This window comes from Streptomyces sp. NPDC048290, assembly GCF_040652095.1.
Lineage (GTDB): Bacteria > Actinomycetota > Actinomycetes > Streptomycetales > Streptomycetaceae > Streptomyces.
In genome coordinates this window covers 116317-131747 of sequence record NZ_JBEZLM010000004.1, presented here as the reverse complement: position 1 = coordinate 131747, position 15431 = coordinate 116317, and the positions used below count along the sequence as shown (strand labels likewise).

Here is a 15431-nt window from a genome sequence, read left to right as displayed (position 1 = left end):
ATTCCGCGTCCGACGCGGTGGCTGTTCCGGTGTCCGATCCCGCGCCCGGCGTGGCGTCCCACGCGGTGTCCGGCACGCCGACCCACACCGACATGGACACCGGGACCGGCGCGGGGGAGCCGGGCCTTATGCCCGAACCCGAGCGAATACCGGCGGCATCGACGACTTCAGCGGCACCCATGCCGCCGGCGGGCCCCATGCCACCGGCGGACCCCGCAGCACCGATGGCGCCAGCCGCGCCGATTGCACCGACCGCACCGATCACATCGACCGCACCGGCGACAACTCCGCCGACCGCCTCACCGGCCCGCCCGCAGCCGGCGCCCCAGAGGACGCCCCAGAGGGCCGGCTCGCTCACCCAGACCCCTCCGGTCACCGCCCCCTTGTTGCCCGGCCTCGCGCACCGCGTCCCCGCTCAGCGGCCCGCCCGCGCCGACACCGCCGTACGGCCGTCCCAGCACCTCCCGCCCGAACAGGCGCCGGACCCCGCGCCGGGGCAGCCTTCTCTCCGGCCCAGGGCTCCCGAACGCTCCGCTGCCGCGCTCCCTGCCGCCGAGCCCCGTGCCGCCGCGCTTCCCGCCGCCGAGCCCCACGCCGCCGAGCCCCCTGCTGCCGAGCTGCTCGCTCCCGAGCCCGCTGCTGCTGGGCAACTCGCTCCCGAACCCTCCGCTCCCGAGCTGCCGCTTCCTCAGCTCCGCGCCGCCGAGCCCGCTGCTGCTAGGCAACTCGCTCCCGAGCTGCCCGCTCCCGAGCCGCCGCTTCCTCAGCTCGCCGCCCCCCAGCCGTCCGCCACGGAGCCCACCACTCCCCGGCTCGTCGCCCCCCAGCCCTCGACTCCCCAGCTCGCCGCCCCCCAGCCCCCCGTCCCCGAGTCCGCCGCACCTCCAGAAACGTTCACTCGGCTCACCGAGCAGCCCGGGTCGCCCGATGCCCTGCTGATCCGGCGGACCATGGCCGAGATAGGCCCGGTCGCCGACAAGGTCACCTCGTACTTCTACGCCCTGCTCTTCGTCCGCCACCCCGATCTGCGGTCGCTGTTCCCCGCCGCGATGGACGCCCAGCGCGACCGGCTGCTGAAGGCGCTGCTCACCGCCGCGGAGCACCTGGACGACCGGACGGTCCTGGTCGACTACCTCCAGAACCTGGGGCGCGGCCACCGCAAGTACGGCACCAAGGCGGAGCACTATCCGGCCGTCGGTGAATGTCTGATCGGCTCCTTGAGCCGCTTCGCGGCGGCCGTCTGGGACCCGGAGACCGAGGCGGCCTGGGTCCGGGCGTACACCACGATCTCCCAGGTGATGATCGATGCCGCCGCCGCGGACGAACTGCGCGCCCCGGCCTGGTGGCAGGCGGAGGTCGTCACACACGAGACGCGCACGCCCGACATCGCCGTCCTCACCGTCCGCCCCGACCAGCCCTACCCCTTTCTCGCGGGCCAGTACGCCAGTCTCGAGACCCCGTGGTGGCCCCGGGTGTGGCGGCACTACTCCTTCGCCTCGGCGCCCCGCTCCGACGGTCTGCTCACCTTCCACGTCAAGGCGATCCCGGCAGGCTGGGTCTCCAACGCGCTGGTGCACCGCGCCCGTCCCGGCGACGTCGTACGCCTTGGCCCGCCCGCCGGTTCCATGACGGTGGACCACACCTCGGACAGCGGGCTGCTGTGCCTGGGCGGCGGCACCGGTATCGCGCCGATCAAGGCCCTGGTCGAGGATGTCGCCGAGCACGGCGAGCGCCGCTCCGTGGAGGTGTTCTACGGCGCCCGGACCGATCACGACCTCTATGACATCGACACCATGCTCCGGCTCCAGCAGGCGCACCCCTGGCTCTCGGTACGGGCGATCATCGACGGGCAGCCACGACTCCAACTGCTGGACGCCCTGCGCGAGTACGGTCCCTGGACGGAGTACGACGCCTATCTCTCGGGTCCGCCCGGCATGATCCGCAGCGGTGTGACCACCTTGCGGGACATCGGCGTCCCCTCGGACCGCATACGCCACGACTCCGTGGAGGAACTGGTGGCGGCAGGTACCTGACCCGGCCCCTGCCGCTGACCCGGCCCGCGTCAGCCCAGATCAGGCGCGTGCATCGCCCGTACGCCCTCGATGTTCCCGTCGAGATAGTGCCGCAGCGACAGCGGCACGAGGTGCACGGACGCGATGCCGACCCGGGTGAACGGCACCCGTACGATCTCGTACTCGCCCGCGGGCTGGTCCACTTCGGGTCCATGGCGCAGGGACGGGTCCATGGAGGCGAGGTGGCACACGAAGAAGTGCTGCACCTTCACCCCGGTCGCGCCGCCGTCCGCGCCGATGTGCTCGACGGTGTCGACGAAGCACGGCACCACATCGGTGATCTTGGCGCCGAGTTCCTCGTAGACCTCGCGGTGCAGGGCGTCGACCACCGTCGTGTCGTCCGGCTCGACCCCGCCGCCGGGCGTGAGCCAGTACGGATCTACGCCCGGTTTGGTGCGCTTGATCAGGATCAGGTCTTCTCCGTCCAGGAGAACGGCACGCGCGGTGCGCTTGACCACGGGTCGGACGGTCATGGGAGAAATGTGGCCCGGCTGGTTCCACGTGAAACATCGCGAGGCGTCACGTGGCCTGCGCGTACCGTAAACCGCGGGGTAATCCGGCGTTCACGCCGGGGCGAGGGGGAGGGAGGGGCATAGAGGGGACAGCTCGCCATCGTGAGGCTGGACGCGACTGGACGCGACTGGACGCGGCTGGCGCGGCTGGCGCGGCTGGACCTGGTCGGATCTGGCTGGACGTGGAGGCGACTGCTCGCCAACCCGCAGCTTCCCGCAACTCCCCGGCGGCTTTCCGCTGCTTCCCCCGCCCGCCGAGCCCACCGCCCCAGGAGTCCTCGTCACCCCCACTCCGCCGCCGCCCGCTGCAACCACTCATGGGCCCGCGCGATGTGCGGCATCGCGAGCGTCCCGGTGCGTACGACGAGGAAGTACGTCCGCAGGGGAGGCACCGCCGGTTCATGCAGCGCGACCACCTCGCCGCGCTCCAGCGCCGCCACGCACAGATAGCGCGGCAGGACGGCCAGCCCCGCCCCGGCGGCGGCGCACGCGAGCACGGCTCGTAGATCCGGCACGATCACCGTGCCGGAGGCGGACGGCCGGGAGTTGAAGACGGCCGCCCAGTAGCGGGAGACCAGCGGCAGCGACTCGTGCACCTCGACCACCGGCAGGCTTTTGAACGCGGGCGCGCCGCCGCGCCGCAGGTTCCCGGGGTCGATCCGCTCGGCCCAGCGCGGCGCGGCGACCAGGACGTGCTCCTCGTCGCAGAGCGTGGTCGCGGTGAGCAGCGCGCCGCGCGGACGGGCGGTGCTGATGGCCAGATCGTGATGCCCGGCGGCGAGCCGTTCGAGGGTCTCCTCGGCGGTTCCGAAGGAGGTCCGCAGGGCGAAGCCCTGGCCGTCGTCGCCGGTCAGCTCCACGAGCGCGGGCAGCGCCCGTTCGGCGGTGAACTCCGGGGGACCGGCGAGGTGCAGGGTGCGCAGCAGGAAGCTGTCGTCGAGACCGGACTCGGGGGATCTCCACCAGGGCGTCGAGGTGCGGGGCGGCCTTTGTGGGCCGCCGAGAGCCCGCCCCGGATACGCCGATCACAGCAGCCGATCACAGCAGGGGCCCCGCCAGACACCGGCTAGCCCGCCGACTCCTCCAGCGCCCGGAGTACATCCGCGATCAGGTCCTCCGGGTCCTCCACACCGACCGACAGCCGGATGAAGCCCTCCGGTACGGCGTCCCCGCCCCAGCGGCCCCGGCGCTCGGCGGTGGACCGTACGCCCCCGAAGCTCGTGGCGTCGTCGACCAGCTGTAGCGCGTCGAGGAACCGCTCGGCGCGCTCCCGCGTGGGCAGGGTGAACGACACGACGCACCCATAGCGCCGCATCTGCCGCGAGGCCACCTCGTGCGACGGGTCGGTCGGCAGTCCCGGATGGCGCACGGCGAGATCCTCGGGCCCGTCGCGCAGCGCCTCGGCGAGGGCCAGCGCGGTCACGCTCTGCCGGTCGACGCGCAGCGGGAGGGTCGCGAGCGACCGGTGCGCGAGCCATGCCTCCATGGGGCCGGTGATGGCACCGGCGATTTTCCGCCACCGCCGTACGGCCGCCATGGCCTCGGGATCGCGTCCGGTGACATAGCCGAGCAGCAGATCGCCGTGGCCGGTCAGCTGCTTGGTGCCGCTGGCGACCGAGAAGTCGGCGCCCAGGGCCAGCGGGTGCTGGCCGAGCGGGGTGGCGAGCGTGTTGTCGACGGCGACCCGGGCGCCGCGCGTATGTGCCGCGTCGGCGAGCCGCCGGATGTCGCAGACGTCGAGCCCGGGGTTGGACGGCGTCTCGATCCACAGCAGCTTGGCGCCGTCCAGGACGTCGAGCTGGGCGTCGCCGCCGGTCGGCGCCGTGCGCACCTCGATGCCGTACGCCGTCAGCTGGGCGCGCACCAGAGGCAGCGCCTGGTAGCCGTCGTCCGGCAGGACGGCCGTGTCGCCCGCCCGGAGCTGGGAGAACAGCACCGCCGAGATCGCGGCCATGCCGGACGGGAAGACGAGCGTCTCCACGCCCTCCTCGCCGGGGGCCTCCAGCTCGCTGATGGCACGTTCCAGCAGCGTCCAGGTGGGGTTCTCGTCCCGGCCGTAGGTGTACGGCCCCGAGGGCTCGCCCGGGAGGTGGTAGTGGGCGGCGAAGACGGGTCCAGGGAGGGCCGGTTCGTACGGCACCGGCTCAGGGAGCCCGGCCCGCACCGCGCGGGTGCCGTCCCCCACCGGCGTGTCTCGGCGTGTCGTACCGGAACCACTGCTGCCGGAATCACTCATACCGTTTGCCCTCCGCATGTTCTCTCACCGCCGCGAGCAGCCCTTCGCTCGCCGCCTCCACCATCTCAAGGCACTCCTCGAAGCCCTCCATGCCCCCGTAGTACGGGTCGGGGACGTCCAGGTCGTCGCCCGCGGCGGGGTCGTACGCGCGCAGCAGCCGCACCTTCGCCGCGTCCCGCTCGCTCGGCGCCAGGCCGCGCAGCACCTTCAGATGACCGCTGTCGAGCGCGATGACCAGATCGAGATCGGCGAACCAGGACGCCTGGAACTGGCGGGCTATGTGATCGCCGTCATAGCCGTGCTCCTCCAGGACCGCCACCGTGCGCGGATCGGCCGGGTCGCCCTGGTGCCAGCCGCCGGTGCCCGCGCTGTCGACCGCCACCAGGTCCTCCAGCCCCGCCTCCGCGACGCGGGCGCGGAAGACGGATTCGGCCATCAGCGAGCGGCAGATGTTGCCGGTGCAGACGAAGCAGACGCGGTAGGTCATGCCGTACGGCTCTCTCTCGGTTCGATCGACTGCGGATCGATCGACTGCGGTTCGGTCGCGGATCGGGTGAGGAATCGGATACGGGTCGGAGGTGGACGGGCTCTGGATGGGCTCCGGATCGGATTCGGATGTGGAGTGGCCATGGATCGGACGCGGCCCCATGTTCCGTCGTCCGGGTCCGGGTCCGGGTCCGGGTCCGGGGTCCGTGCCCGTCGCTCGGGTCGGCGTCCGTCGCCCGGTCAGTCGCCGTCAGGAAGGATCATGTTCAGCGCCCAGGACACGATCGAGATGATCAGGCCGCCCAGGATGGCCGTCCAGAAGCCCTCCACATGGAAACTCAGGTCGAGACCGTCGGCCACCCAGGAGGTCAGCAGCAGCATCAGGGCGTTCACGATCAGTGTGAACAGTCCGAGGGTCAGGACCAGCAGCGGCAGGCTCAACAGCTGAACGATCGGCTTCACGATGAAGTTCACGACGCCGAAGATCAGCGCGACCACCAGCAGCGTGCCGACCTTCTTGCCGGTGCCGTCGCCGGTGAGCGTGATCTTGTCGAGCAGCCACACGGCGACGGCGAGGGCGCCCGCGTTGGCGATCGTCTTGACTACGAAATTCTTCATGTGTCTGATCGTGGCAGACGAGATCGACGACGAGTACGGGCGTGAGGCGACAAAACGATGAAGGCATTTCGGCTGGATGAGCTGGAGGCGGAGCGCGCCGCCAACGACGGCGCCTACCTGCAGTTCCTGCGGGAGCGGAACATGTCGGCCGGACTGTACGCGCTCGACGCCGGTGAGCAGGACCCACAGCAGCCGCACCGTCAGGACGAGGTCTACTTCGTGGTCAGCGGCCGGGCCGCGATCACCGTCGGCATGGAGACCACACAGGTCGCACGCGGCAGTGTGGTGTACGTCCCGGCGGGTGTGGCCCACAAGTTCCATCACATCAGCGAGGACCTGCGGGTGCTGGTGATCTTCTCGCCGCCGGAGGGCTGAGCCCGCCGTCTCCGGCCCGTGCCGTGGCCACCTCCTATGTCACCCGTCCCGTGTCCCGGCCCTATGTCCGGCCTCCGGGACCCGGCACCAGGCAGGTGGCCGCCGGCACCTGTCCACAAGGCTGAGTCGCCGCCCCGGATTCCCTAGGGGACCGGTCAGGGGAGGACAAGGGGCACGAGGGCTCCGTGCGACCCTCTCGCCGTCCTAGCATCGAAGGCGGAACATCACATGACCCGTCGGACCGGGCCCGGCCCCACAGACGTGGGCCCGGCGGCCGACGGGTGGAGAGAGAAGGACAAGAGCGATGCAAGAGATCTTCACGGGACTGCCGTGGTGGGTGAAGTGGATCGCGGTGCCGGTCATCGCTCTGGTCGTGTTCGGCGGCCTGATAGCGAGCGTCGTCGGCTTTGTGATCGGCCTGCTGTTCAAGGTGCTGGTCTTCGTGGCACTGGTCGGCGGACTGGTCTACGTCGTACGGAAGTTCACCTCCAAGTCCTCCTCCGACGGCGACTGGTGAGCGCGCAGGGGTCACGGGTGCCCCGGTGACGGGGCGCACCTGATCCGGTGACGTGTTTCACCGGGTCCCTCGGGCGAGGGAAGTTTCCCTGAGGAGCCGACTTCCGGCCAGGACGGAGAGTTAGAGTCCGGAACCCGCTGCGGGGCAGCCCCGTGAGCGGCCGACCCCCTCCCCCTCCCGTGTCCCCGCACGGGACGCCCCTTCGCGCTCCGGGAGCCACTCTTGGCCACGGTAGACACCGCCTCCGCAGGAACCGGCGCGGCATCCCCCGCACCACGTACCCCGACCGCACCGGCCCGGACCGTCCCACCACCGGCCCTGCGGGTACGACCCCCCGAGCAGTCCGCGCCCTCCGGCACCCGCCCACCGCGGCCCGGCGCCCGGACACCCGCGGTACGCCAGCCACCGCCACGCCAGCCTCAGCGGCCACCGACGGACCCGGGCCCGGCGACCAGCGGCCCACAACCCCTCCCCTATCCACACCAGCCCCGACCCCGCCCCCAGACCCAGCACACCCACCCTCAGCCGTACCCACCTCCCCGTCCATACCCGTCCACCCGGTCCACCCCGTCCACCCCGACCGTCCCGACTGCCCCGCCCCCGCAGCCGCGTCCGGAGCCACAGACCCGGCAGCCCTCGCCCCACCACTCCCCGCAGGAACCACAGCGCCAGCAGTCCCCGACCCTCATCGGGTCCGTGCAGCGGGCGATGCGGCTCCTGGAGTGCGTGGCCGATCACGAGCACGGGGCCCCGGCCAAGCAACTGGCCCGTGAGACGGGTCTCGCCCTGCCCACGGCGTACCACCTGCTGCGCACCCTGGCGCACGAGGGATATCTGCGCCGCGACAGGGGCCTGTTCTTCCTCGGTGGGGCCGCGGAACGGCTGAGCGGCAGCGCCGCCCAGCAGAAACGTCGCAGCACCATCGTCGACGCCCTCGCACATTGGCGGGATTCGGTCGGTGCCCCCGTGTACTACGCCGTGTATCGCGAAGGCGAGATCGAGATCAACTGTGTCTCCGACACCCCCGGAAACCCGGCGGTGCAGGAGTGGGCCGACTTCCGTGAGACCGGTCACGCCCACGCGGTCGGCAAGTGTCTGCTCTCCCAACTCGACGAGGACGCCCGGCGCGACCACCTCGCCCGCTATCCGGTCCGCACGATCACTCCCTACACCGTGCGTGACGACGGAGCCCTACTGCGCCGCCTGGAACGGACGCGACGCATGGAACCGGTGGTGGAGCGGCAGGAATACGCGCTGGGGGTGGCGTGCGCCGCGATCCCGATCACCGTGGGCGCCACGGCGGCGACCATCGCGATCTCCCTGCCCGCACGCCAGGCAGACCGTCTGCTGCCCGCCACACGTCAACTCCAGGGGGAGATCGGTCGCCTGCTCGGGTCACTGGCCATCTCTATCAGTATCTGAAAACTCACTCCTTGTGATCTGCTGTGTACGTTCAGCAAGATGCCAAGAAATGTCGGGGTCCATTCCCGGCCAGTACACCGGTACAGGACGAGGTAGACGATGCGCGAGTCCGCACAGACCGTTCAGGCAGAGGTCATGATGAGCTTTCTCGTCTCCGAGGAACTGTCCTTCCGTATCCCGGTGGAGCTGCGCTACGCGGCCAACGATCCCTATGCCGTGCGGCTGACCTTCCACCTGCCCGGGGACGCCCCCGTGACCTGGGCCTTCGGCCGTGAGCTGCTGGTCGACGGGATGGCCGGGCCGTGCGGTGAGGGCGATGTGCATGTGGCCCCGGCCGAGGCGGACACCCTCGGTGAGACCCTGATCCGCCTTCAGGTCGGCAGCGACCAGGCCCTGTTCCGCTCCTCGGCGGCACCGCTGGTGGCCTTCCTGGACCGCACCGACAAGCTGGTCCCGCTCGGCCAGGAGGGCGCGCTCGCCGACTTCGACGCCCATCTCGACCAGGCCCTCGACCGCATCCTGGCGGAAGAACAGAGCACGGGCTGAGCCGTACGGCGACCGGGGCGCCGGAACGCTTCCTCAGCCGCCGGGTGCTGGATCGGGCGGAGCCGGGGCGGGGTGAGACGGGGTTCGGGGGGTGGGCAGGAACGGTTCTCCGCGGGGAGCGCGGGCGGCGGGCGGCGGGCGGCGGGCAGCGGGCAGCCCGGCAGCAGTCAGCGGGCAACGGTCAGTCGACAGGGGACTGCCGACAGGGGACTGCCGACAGGGGACTGCCGACGGGGGACTGCGGACAGGGAGCTGCCGTCAGGGGACTGCCGTCAGGGGGCTGCCGTCAGGGGACAGTCGGCATCGAGGCGCTTCCGTCCCCGCCCTACCGCTTGCGCCGTCGCCCCCGTCCGCCCCGGCCGATTACGGCGGATGAGCGGACGGAACCGGACGCGGCACCCTCCCCGGCCGTACTCGGCACACCGGCCGGACCCCTCGGCGGTGCGGGCACTGTCCGGCCCACCGGCAGCGACCCCGTCGCCGGGCGGTCGGCCGAGACGACGAGGGCGGCGAGCGCCGTGGTCACCGGCACCGAGGCGACCAGGCCGATCGAGCCGACCAGGGTGCGGACGATCTCCTCGGCGACCAGCTCACTGTTGGCGACGGTTCCCACACTGCTCTGCGCGATCGAGAAGAGCAGCAGCAGAGGGAGCGCGGCGCCCGCGTAGGCGAGGACGAGGGTGTTGACGACGGAGGCGATGTGGTCGCGGCCGATCCGGATACCGGCCCGGTACAGCCCCCGCCAACCCATCGTGGGGTTGGCCTCGTGGAGCTCCCAGACCGCCGAGGTCTGGGTGACCGTCACATCGTCGAGCACACCGAGCGAACCGATGATGATGCCGGCCAGCAGCAGACCGCTCATGTCGATCGTGGGATAGAGCCCGTGGATCAGCCCGGTGTTGTCGTCGGTGTTGCCGGTGAGCGCGGCCCAGTCGATGAACAGTGAGCCGAGCACCCCGATCAGCAGCAGCGAGATCAGCGTGCCGAGCACCGCGACCGAGGTTCTCGCGGACAGCCCATGGCACAGATAGAGCGCGACCAGCATGATCGCGCTGGCCCCGACCACGGCGACGACCAGCGGATTCGAGCCCTGAAGGATGGCGGGCAGGATGAAGAAGTTGAGGATCAGGAAGCTGATGGTGAGCGCGACCAGCGCCATCACCCCGCGCAGCCGTCCGACCACCACCACGGCCAGCGCGAAGATCCCGGCGAGCAGCGCCATCGGGACCCGTCGGTTGACGTCGGCCACCGAGTACTGGAGATCCTGCGGCGCGGACGGCTCGTACGCGACCACGACCTTCTGGTCCTGCTCCAGCTGACGGGACTGGTCGGGCTGCACGATCTCGGTGAACGTACGGCCCTTGTCGTCGCCCGTGTCGACCCGGATCGTCGCCCGCTTGCAGGTGCCGTTCGCCTGCTGCACGGCGGAGGACCCCTCGGCGGTGGAGGTGTCGCCGGTGGGTGTGCCTCCGGAGGCGTTCACGGAGGCGCAGTCGACCTGTTCGACCCGGGTGACCGTGGCCTGCTGGGTCTGCCGGTCGAAGCCGACCCCGGTCCGCTCGTGCGCCGGTGCCCCACCGGGCCACAGCACCGCGAGCCCGACCAGCACGGCCGCGCCGAAGGGTACGAGGATGGCGGCGATGATCTTCCGCAGATGAGCGGAGACGGGGCTGGCCGGGCCGTGGCTGTGGCTGTGGGAGTGACCGTGCCCACCGCCTGATCCGCCGTCCGATCCACCGCCGGACCCGTCACCATGGCCATGTCCGCCGCCGTGACCTGATCCGTCACCGTGGCCGTGCCCATGTCCGTCGCCCCGGCCGTCGCCGCCGTAGCCGTAGTCCTCGGCGTGGTGACCGTGGTCGCCACCGGGCCCGTTCCCGGTGCCATGTCCGGCGCCTGGGTTCGGCCCGTAGGACCCCTGTGCGTGCCCCGGCCCGAAGCCCTGCCCGTAGGAGCCGTCGAAGTCCTGTGGCCGGGCCGAGCCGCCGAAGCCGGACCCTTGACCGCCGGGACCGACCCCCTGCGGCCCGGGACCGTACCCCTGCGGCCCCCGACCGACCCCTTCCCGCCCCATACCGGACCCTTGTCGCCCCGGACCGGGCACCTGCCCCCCGGGCCCCGTCATCCGCCCCCCAGGCTGAGCCACCTGCCCCCCGGACGAAGGCACTTGCCCACCCGGCCGAGGCACCTGCCCCCCAGGAGGCCGCCCCTGGCCCCCGGGCCCACCGGGCACACCGCCAGGCTCCCCCGGCCCGGACCGCGCCCCGAGCCGACGCACGGAACCGGTCTCATAGTCCGGCCCGGAACCAGACCCACGCCCAGACCCCGGCCCCTGCCCGGACCCAGAACCAAGCCCCGGCCCCGACCCGGCACCCAAACCAGCACCCGGCCCCGACCCGACACCCAGACCGGCATCCGACCCGGCACTCGAACCAAAAGAAGAACCGTCCGGCGAACCGGAAGGCGAACCCGGCGAAGGGCCATGCGGCGATCCGGGCGGAGGAAACGGCGGCTCCTGCGGTGTGGTCACCGACCGATCATCGCAAGAACGGCAGGGGCCCTCTGTTCACCGCGCCCGAATTGACGCTAGCGTGGAGTCACCTTTGTACACGCGGGAGCTCGGAGCACCGGGCTGAGAGGGCGCTGACCTTCGTCTTCGCGATGTTTCACGTGGAACATCAGCCATCACGAGTGATGAATCCCATGGAACACCGACGGACGGACATCGCTGCGTCGACCGCTGAACCTGTTACCGGGTAATGCCGGCGTAGGGAGTAGGTCTCATGACCATCAAGGACACAGGCACGCCTGCCTCCACCCAGACCCCCGGCACCGACGGGGTGTCCGGCGCGGAGGCCAGGAAGTCCATCGGCTGGCACAAGGCGTATGTCGAGGGCAGCCGCCCCGACCTGCGGGTGCCGGTCCGCCAGGTGCACCTCACCAACGGCCGCTCGGTCACGCTGTACGACACGTCCGGCCCGTACACCGATCCGCTCGCCGAGACCGATGTCCGCAGGGGGCTCGCCCCGCTCCGGGAGAACTGGATCATCGCCCGCGGCGACACCGAGGAGTACGCGGGCCGTCCCGTCCGTCCCGAGGACGACGGTGTCAAGCACACCTCGCCGCGCGGTGGACTGCGCAACCTCGACGCGGTCTTCCCCGGCCGTCCCCGCCAGCCGCGCCGCAGCCGGGACGGCGGCGCGGTGACCCAGCTCGCCTACGCCCGGCGCGGCGAGATCACCCCCGAGATGGAGTTCGTGGCGATCCGGGAGAACGTGGCGCCGGAGGTCGTCCGCGCGGAGATCGCCGCGGGCCGGGCCGTGTTGCCCGCCAACGTCAACCATCCCGAGATCGAGCCGATGATCATCGGCAAGCGGTTCCTGGTGAAGGTCAACGCCAACATCGGGAACTCGGCGGTGACGTCCTCCATCGAGGAGGAGGTGGAGAAGATGACCTGGGCGACCCGTTGGGGCGCCGACACGGTCATGGACCTGTCCACCGGCCGCAATATCCACACCACCCGTGAATGGGTGCTGCGCAACTCCCCCGTCCCGATCGGCACCGTCCCGCTCTACCAGGCGCTGGAGAAGGTCGACGGCCGAGCGGAGGAACTGACCTGGGAGATCTACAAGGACACGGTGATCGAACAGGCCGAGCAGGGCGTGGACTACATGACCGTCCACGCGGGTGTCCGGCTGCCGTTCGTCCCGCTCACCGCCCGCCGCAAGACCGGGATCGTCTCGCGCGGCGGCTCGATCATGGCCGCCTGGTGTCTGGCGCACCACACAGAATCGTTCCTCTACGAGAACTTCGAGGAACTCTGCGAGATCCTCGCCGCGTATGACATCACCTACTCGCTGGGAGACGGTCTGCGGCCGGGCTCCATCGCGGACGCCAACGACGAGGCACAGTTCGCGGAGTTGCGCACGCTCGGGGAACTCAACCAGATCGCCAAGCGTTTCAACGTACAGACCATGATCGAAGGCCCGGGGCATGTCCCGATGCACAAGATCAAGGAGAACATCGACCTTCAGCAGGAGATCTGCGATGAAGCTCCGTTCTATACGCTCGGCCCGCTGACGACCGACATCGCCCCGGCGTACGACCACATCACCTCGGGCATCGGTGCCGCGATGATCGCCTGGTGGGGTACGGCGATGCTCTGCTACGTCACCCCCAAGGAACACCTGGGCCTGCCCAACCGTGACGACGTCAAGACCGGCGTCATCACCTACAAGATCGCCGCCCATGCCGCCGACCTCGCCAAGGGTCACCCCGGGGCGCAGGACTGGGACGACGCGCTGTCCGACGCGCGCTTCGAGTTCCGCTGGGAGGACCAGTTCAATCTGGCCCTCGACCCGGACACGGCCCGTGAGTTCCACGACGAGACCCTCCCGGCGGAGCCCGCCAAGACGGCCCACTTCTGCTCCATGTGCGGCCCGAAGTTCTGCTCCATGAAGATCAGCCAGAGCATCAACGAGCAGTTCGGTGGCGCGGTGGCCGAGGGGGCTTCGGCGGAGGAGATCGCGGAGGGGATGCTCCAGAAGTCCAAGGAGTTCGCGGCGAGCGGCAACCGGGTGTACCTGCCGCTCGCGGACTGACCCGACTCAGGGCGCTGCCTCTGGGAGGGGGCAGCGCCGGGTGTCCTGCTCGGGGCGGGGTGCGCTGTGCCTTCCCCAGCGGGCGCATGGCTCTGGGGCGGTTCCAGCATCCGGCGAACGCACCGAACAGCACGGATCACCCCGAGAACGAGGCTCCGCGCAGGGCATCGCCTCGCCATCGGGGGTCTTCAGCAGCTTGACCAAGGAGGCGCCAACATCGTCGACGACAGGAAAGAGGTACCTCCCGTACCGGCCCGAGGGGCGTCGGGGGGCGGGGCGGTCGGCAGACTGGGGGAATGACATCGAGTTCGCTGAGCAAGGGTGCCAACCTTCCGGTCTCCTCCGCCGAGGTGAGGGTCGAGCTGTGCTGGTCCGCGGGGCCCGGCGTGCCCGATGTGGACGCCTCCGCGCTGCTGCTCACGGCGGTGGGCCGGGTCAGGGACGACGCCGACTTCGTGTTCTACAACCAGCCGCAGCACGCCTCCGGAGCCGTCGTCCATCACGGCAAGCGGCCGTCGGGGGGTGGCATGACGGACACGGTCGGGGTGCGTCTCGGTGCGCTGGAGCCCGCCGTCGAGCGGGTGGTGCTGTGCGCCTCGGCCGACGGTGGCACATTCGGGCAGGTGCCAGGGTTGACGCTGCGGCTGCTGGACGCCGGTACCTCGGCGGAGCTGGCCCGGTTCGACATGGCGGCGACGACCGAGACCGCGTTCATCGGAGGTGAGTTGTACCGGAGGCAAGGGGCGTGGAAGTTCCGTGCCGTGGGGCAGGGATATGCCTCCGGGCTCGCCGGGCTGGCGACGGACTTCGGTATCACCGTCGATGAGGAGGCAGAGGACCAGGCAGGAAACACGGGAGGAAACATGGGAGGGAATCCGGCAGGAGGGCCGCCGCAGCCTCCACTTACGGCTCCTGCTCCCGCGCTCCCGCCCAGTGGGCCCACTCCGTCCACACCGGCCTGGCCCGCCCCGACCCCGCCCACCTCGACCTGGCCCGACCAGACCCGGCCCGCCCAGACCCCGCCGACACCGACACCGGCACCGACCGTGCCGTCCATGCCGTACCCGCCCACGCCCCCGATACCCCCGGCGGCACCCGGCGCGCCCCAGTCCGGCGGACCCCGTCTGGTCAAGGGCGAGGAGCAGCTCCCCGTCGATATGCGTAAACGGCTGTCGCTGCGCAAGGAGCAGGTGGCGGTCAGTCTGCGCAAGCACGGCGCGGAAGGTGTCGTCGCCCGGGTCGTGCTCGTGCTCGATGCCTCGGGATCGATGTCCGCTCTGTACACCCGGGGCGTGGTCGCCGATGTCGTGGAGCGTATGGCGGCGGTGGCGGCGCAGCTGGACGACGACGGGGAGATGCAGGCATGGACATTCGCGTCGCACCCGGCCCGGCTGCCCGATCTGAGGCTGGGGGAGCTGCCCGAGTGGCTGCGGCTGCATGTCCGGGTCGGACAGCTCAGTCTCTTCGGACGCAAGAAACCACAGCGCGGGCTCCAGCCGGGGCAGGTGGACATGCGCGCGGTGGGCATCCAGAACGAGGAACAGAAGGTGATCGCCGAAGTACGTGACTATGTGCGGCGGTATCCGGCGGCGGCACCCACCCTGGTGCTGTTCTTCTCCGACGGCGGTGTCTACCGCAACGAGCAGATCGAGCGGGAGCTGCGGGCGGCGGTGGACGAGCCTGTCTTCTGGCAGTTCGTGGGGCTGGGCCGGTCCAACTACGGGGTGCTGGAGCGCTTCGACACCCTGTCCGGCCGCCGGGTCGACAACGTGGGCTTCTTCGCGGTGGACGACATCGGCTCGCTCCCCGACGCGGAGCTGTACGACCGGCTGCTGTCGGAATTCCCGAGCTGGATCACGGCGGCCCGCCGGGAGGGGATCATCTGAGTGAGGCTCACATCAGCGGGCACCATCGGAGATGAACTCGCACGATCTGAGAAGAACCCGCGCCATCGGAGATGAACCCGCGCCATCTGAGAAGCACCCCCGGACCCCCGGACGCACACGCCCCCGCCACGGCGCCGTGAGGACCGTCACCGGTCGGTGG

General features: G+C 70.8%; 12 protein-coding genes, 1 pseudogene and 1 riboswitch. Of the genes and pseudogenes, 7 read left to right on the top strand and 6 right to left on the bottom strand.

What is annotated here, in order from left to right; all coding sequences use genetic code 11:
* The first annotated feature begins 386 nt into the window (after nucleotides 1-386).
* On the top strand, nucleotides 387-2033 hold the full coding sequence (locus AB0D49_RS07735) for a globin domain-containing protein (RefSeq protein WP_362752449.1): 1647 nt from the start codon (nucleotides 387-389) through the stop codon (nucleotides 2031-2033).
* A gap of 29 nt (nucleotides 2034-2062) precedes the next feature.
* Here the strand turns inward: AB0D49_RS07735 and AB0D49_RS07730 are convergent, their stop codons facing one another.
* From AB0D49_RS07730 to AB0D49_RS07710, 5 genes and pseudogenes are all read right to left on the bottom strand, one after another.
* On the bottom strand, nucleotides 2063-2545 hold the full coding sequence (locus AB0D49_RS07730) for an NUDIX hydrolase (RefSeq protein WP_362752446.1): 483 nt from the start codon (nucleotides 2543-2545) through the stop codon (nucleotides 2063-2065).
* A 320-nt stretch (nucleotides 2546-2865) separates the two neighbouring features.
* A pseudogene (locus tag AB0D49_RS07725) lies at nucleotides 2866-3574 on the bottom strand (LysR substrate-binding domain-containing protein); the annotation flags it as partial.
* 76 nt (nucleotides 3575-3650) lie between these two features.
* The gene (locus AB0D49_RS07720; protein ID WP_362752443.1) at nucleotides 3651-4820 is read right to left on the bottom strand and encodes a cystathionine gamma-lyase; all 1170 of its coding nucleotides are present in this window, start codon (nucleotides 4818-4820) and stop codon (nucleotides 3651-3653) included.
* Nucleotides 4813-5307, bottom strand: a complete 495-nt coding sequence (locus AB0D49_RS07715) for a low molecular weight protein-tyrosine-phosphatase (RefSeq protein WP_362752440.1) — start codon at nucleotides 5305-5307, stop codon at nucleotides 4813-4815. The genes AB0D49_RS07720 and AB0D49_RS07715 overlap by 8 nt, the downstream gene beginning before the upstream one ends.
* Nucleotides 5308-5546: 239 nt before the next feature.
* A complete protein-coding gene (locus tag AB0D49_RS07710) occupies nucleotides 5547-5924 on the bottom strand; it encodes a phage holin family protein (protein ID WP_362752435.1) in 378 nt (125 codons plus the stop codon).
* A gap of 57 nt (nucleotides 5925-5981) precedes the next feature.
* Between AB0D49_RS07710 and AB0D49_RS07705 the strand changes: the two genes are divergently transcribed.
* From AB0D49_RS07705 to AB0D49_RS07690, 4 genes are all read left to right on the top strand, one after another.
* On the top strand, nucleotides 5982-6299 hold the full coding sequence (locus AB0D49_RS07705) for a cupin domain-containing protein (RefSeq protein ID WP_362752431.1): 318 nt from the start codon (nucleotides 5982-5984) through the stop codon (nucleotides 6297-6299).
* A 304-nt stretch (nucleotides 6300-6603) separates the two neighbouring features.
* Nucleotides 6604-6816 (top strand): DUF5326 family protein, encoded by a 213-nt coding sequence (locus tag AB0D49_RS07700; RefSeq protein ID WP_362752428.1) that lies wholly within the window; start codon nucleotides 6604-6606, stop codon nucleotides 6814-6816.
* A gap of 687 nt (nucleotides 6817-7503) precedes the next feature.
* Nucleotides 7504-8238 carry an IclR family transcriptional regulator C-terminal domain-containing protein gene (locus AB0D49_RS07695; RefSeq protein ID WP_362753413.1) on the top strand — a complete coding sequence of 245 codons (735 nt, stop codon included), beginning with the start codon at nucleotides 7504-7506 and terminating at the stop codon, nucleotides 8236-8238.
* A gap of 99 nt (nucleotides 8239-8337) precedes the next feature.
* On the top strand, nucleotides 8338-8784 hold the full coding sequence (locus AB0D49_RS07690) for an SsgA family sporulation/cell division regulator (RefSeq protein ID WP_362752425.1): 447 nt from the start codon (nucleotides 8338-8340) through the stop codon (nucleotides 8782-8784).
* A gap of 325 nt (nucleotides 8785-9109) precedes the next feature.
* Here AB0D49_RS07690 and AB0D49_RS07685 read toward each other — a convergent pair whose 3' ends face one another.
* Entirely contained in the window at nucleotides 9110-10858 is a 1749-nt protein-coding gene (locus tag AB0D49_RS07685; protein ID WP_362752422.1) for a YibE/F family protein, read from the bottom strand.
* Nucleotides 10859-11385: 527 nt separating this feature from the next.
* Nucleotides 11386-11575: riboswitch (TPP riboswitch) on the top strand.
* Here AB0D49_RS07685 and thiC point away from each other — a divergent pair.
* Both thiC and AB0D49_RS07675 read left to right on the top strand, forming a co-directional pair.
* On the top strand, nucleotides 11568-13385 hold the full coding sequence (gene thiC / locus AB0D49_RS07680) for a phosphomethylpyrimidine synthase ThiC (protein ID WP_362752419.1): 1818 nt from the start codon (nucleotides 11568-11570) through the stop codon (nucleotides 13383-13385). It overlaps the preceding riboswitch by 8 nt.
* Nucleotides 13386-13681: 296 nt before the next feature.
* Nucleotides 13682-15271, top strand: a complete 1590-nt coding sequence (locus AB0D49_RS07675; RefSeq protein ID WP_362752416.1) for a VWA domain-containing protein — start codon at nucleotides 13682-13684, stop codon at nucleotides 15269-15271.
* Nucleotides 15272-15431: the final 160 nt, after the last annotated feature.

Bases quoted from the DNA above. Each gene is read 5' to 3' on its own strand.
- AB0D49_RS07715 (WP_362752440.1), bottom strand. From the start codon at position 5,307: ATGACCTACCGCGTCTGCTTCGTCTGCACCGGCAACATCTGCCGCTCG.
- thiC (WP_362752419.1), top strand. From the start codon at position 11,568: ATGACCATCAAGGACACAGGCACGCCTGCCTCCACCCAGACCCCCGGC.
- AB0D49_RS07730 (WP_362752446.1), bottom strand. From the start codon at position 2,545: ATGACCGTCCGACCCGTGGTCAAGCGCACCGCGCGTGCCGTTCTCCTG.
- AB0D49_RS07675 (WP_362752416.1), top strand. From the start codon at position 13,682: ATGACATCGAGTTCGCTGAGCAAGGGTGCCAACCTTCCGGTCTCCTCC.
- AB0D49_RS07720 (WP_362752443.1), bottom strand. From the start codon at position 4,820: ATGAGTGATTCCGGCAGCAGTGGTTCCGGTACGACACGCCGAGACACG.
- AB0D49_RS07705 (WP_362752431.1), top strand. From the start codon at position 5,982: ATGAAGGCATTTCGGCTGGATGAGCTGGAGGCGGAGCGCGCCGCCAAC.
- AB0D49_RS07685 (WP_362752422.1), bottom strand. From the start codon at position 10,858: ATGGGGCGGGAAGGGGTCGGTCGGGGGCCGCAGGGGTACGGTCCCGGG.
- AB0D49_RS07690 (WP_362752425.1), top strand. From the start codon at position 8,338: ATGCGCGAGTCCGCACAGACCGTTCAGGCAGAGGTCATGATGAGCTTT.
- AB0D49_RS07710 (WP_362752435.1), bottom strand. From the start codon at position 5,924: ATGAAGAATTTCGTAGTCAAGACGATCGCCAACGCGGGCGCCCTCGCC.
- AB0D49_RS07700 (WP_362752428.1), top strand. From the start codon at position 6,604: ATGCAAGAGATCTTCACGGGACTGCCGTGGTGGGTGAAGTGGATCGCG.